This window comes from Bacillus sp. 05T31, assembly GCF_056396725.1.
Genome location: NZ_JBFTMA010000676.1, coordinates 1 through 2,428, shown reverse-complemented (window position 1 = coordinate 2,428; position 2,428 = coordinate 1). Strand labels below are relative to the sequence as shown.

The window sequence follows — 2,428 nt, the reverse complement described above, 5'->3', positions numbered from 1 at the left end:
GGATAACGTTACAAYTGCAGCCGGTTTTGAACAGCCGGTTTGTAGAAAATGATATTCCTTACTGGGAGGAACATTCATCTGCCACTAACTCACCTATTTGCCTTTTTGCAGAAGGAAATAATCAAGAACTTGAAATAATGGCAATAGATTTTATTAAGGAACCTGGTGATCGTATTCAGGGGCCTATGGTTCAAACAAAATTATTACGAGGCACTACAACAGATATGTTAGTTGTGAAATTATCTCATCTATGTTCAGATGGTGCAGGGGTCAAGGAATATATTAATTTACTTGGAGCAATTTATACTCAACTTTCCCTCGGAAAATCTAAGGATCAAATTATAAAGGAATTTGGTACGGGGAATGAGAGTTTTCGTGATCAATCACATGTATTCRAATATGCTGGAATATCGGACATAAAAAGCGCGTATCATCCTAACCAAGAACAACAGGCATCGTTATGGTCTTTTCCATCTCAACCCAACAAAAATAAATCCCCTCAAATGTCCGTACGGCGGTTGAGCCATGAGCAATCTCTACGTCTAACCCAATGGACAAAAGCACAAGAGGCTACCTTGAATGATGTAATCATGACTGCATACTTCCGAGCTTTATCACATTTCACTGTGTATGCAGAACCTCGCACCGCAGAAAAAATGATCGGTTTAACAATTGATTTACGTCGATATCTGCCTAATTATACAACTGGTGCTATTTGCAACTTATCCGGCATGGAAATGCCAGTGATTAAAATGGAGGATGATGAATCATTTAATCAGACTCTCGTTCGAATTAAACAATCAATGGATAAAATAAAGTCTCAAAATCCAGGTCTTTCTTCAGCAGCAGGTATGGAGCTACTAGCAGGTATGAAGCTATCTGTGGTGAAGGAAATGTATAATCAGCAATACGAACAGGCTTTACAGATGGGGATGGCGTTRCCATTACTGACAAATTTCGGGGTGATCGCTGATGAACCTATTCAGTTTGGTGAAGTTCAAGCTGAGGACGGGTACATGACATCACCCATTATGTATGCGCCATTCTTTTCAATGGGTGCAAGCTTTTATAATGGAAGACTTACATTTACGATTGGTTATCATACACCGGATACATCAAAAGAAAAGGTAGACAAATTTTTAGAAAGTGTTGTTAATCAACTATCATAAATAAAAGAGAATATGGCGCAAAAATTTCTAGCGGAATTGTATTTTAAAGGCTCGTCCCCATTGCTATCAAGCTAATAAAAAGGAATGCCCCCTAAAAWGAAAAAAWACGCTATYCTTTCTRTAGAATCATAGGAAAGGATGGCGTTTTTTATGTCTGTTTCTGTGTCTGAMGAATTAMAACTATTTGCTYAAGAGATTCAAAGTTTTTTATCTCCAAATACCTTACGGGATCTTGCTAAAGATGTTGGTTTTGTACAACGAACCAGTAAGTACAAACAAAAGATTTGGTCGCTTTATGTGTATGGGTGAGCCAAAATGTAGCTATGACTTCTTTAACTCAGTTATCTAGCTGTTTAGAAGCATCAACAGCAGTAATTATCAGTCCTGAGGGACTGAATCAACGATTTAATAAGGCGGCCGTCCAACTTTCACAACACCTACTAGGGGTCCCTCTTGGCAAAGTGAGTCTATCAACTCCTTAATGCTCCCTTCGGTCCGCTTCCCGTTGATAGACGCCAAATGTGGCAGCACTCCTTTTTACAAGGAGTATGGCCGTATTTATAAAAGCAAAAAACACCGTTCCCATTATGCGAACGGTGTTAAAAATCTTAATCTTAAAGAACTAACGCACTCGTTAGTTTAAGTGTTATACTTCACAAATTATTAAAAAATATTTAATTCTAGAAATTCATCAGTTTCCATAAAACCAAACTTCTTATACACTGGTCTACCCATTTTTGAAGCCCCAAGCCATATTTGTGARATACCTGAAATCTTAACTTCATCAACTAATTTAGTTAACAGCTTTGTTGCGATTCCTTGCCCACGATAATTTTCATTAGTATACATATTTGTGATATAAGCCTTTTTTCCAGTCTTATTGGTGTAACAAGGTGGAAATTCATAAAAAATTACTGCACCACAAGCTATARTTTCTTCATTATCTTCCACTAGCCATTGAATTAAAGTACCWTCACTTAGTTTRYTTTTAAAGAAARYATATAGTTCTCTAYCAATATCTATATTAGGTTCTATCCCCTCATCAACYAATTGCTTTTTTCTTAACTCGACCAATTTATCAATATCATCRATATTTGCTTTRCGATATTTCAACTTYTCACAACTCCTTTATAAAATTACAACTGACCAGCCCCAYAGCATAATTAMTTCTCATCATTTACTAAGGATTGCATAAAATCCATCTGCAATCATACCAACTTTTTATCTGTTAAAAAACTTTGCAACAGAACTCTCTGAAT

2 protein-coding genes and 1 pseudogene are annotated in these 2,428 nt (G+C 36.5%); 2 read left to right on the top strand and 1 reads right to left on the bottom strand.

Going from position 1 to position 2,428, the window contains the following annotated elements:
• Positions 1-1,169 (top strand): condensation domain-containing protein (locus AC1DJR_RS26445; RefSeq protein ID WP_477003904.1); only part of this gene is annotated, 1,169 nt, incomplete at its 5' end.
• Between the two features lie 150 nt (positions 1,170-1,319).
• Positions 1,320-1,630, top strand: a pseudogene (locus tag AC1DJR_RS26440) (IS4 family transposase); the annotation flags it as partial.
• Positions 1,631-1,832: 202 nt separating this feature from the next.
• Here AC1DJR_RS26440 and AC1DJR_RS26435 read toward each other — a convergent pair.
• Positions 1,833-2,282, bottom strand: a complete 450-nt coding sequence (locus tag AC1DJR_RS26435; protein WP_477003903.1) for a GNAT family N-acetyltransferase — start codon at positions 2,280-2,282, stop codon at positions 1,833-1,835.
• Positions 2,283-2,428: the final 146 nt, after the last annotated feature.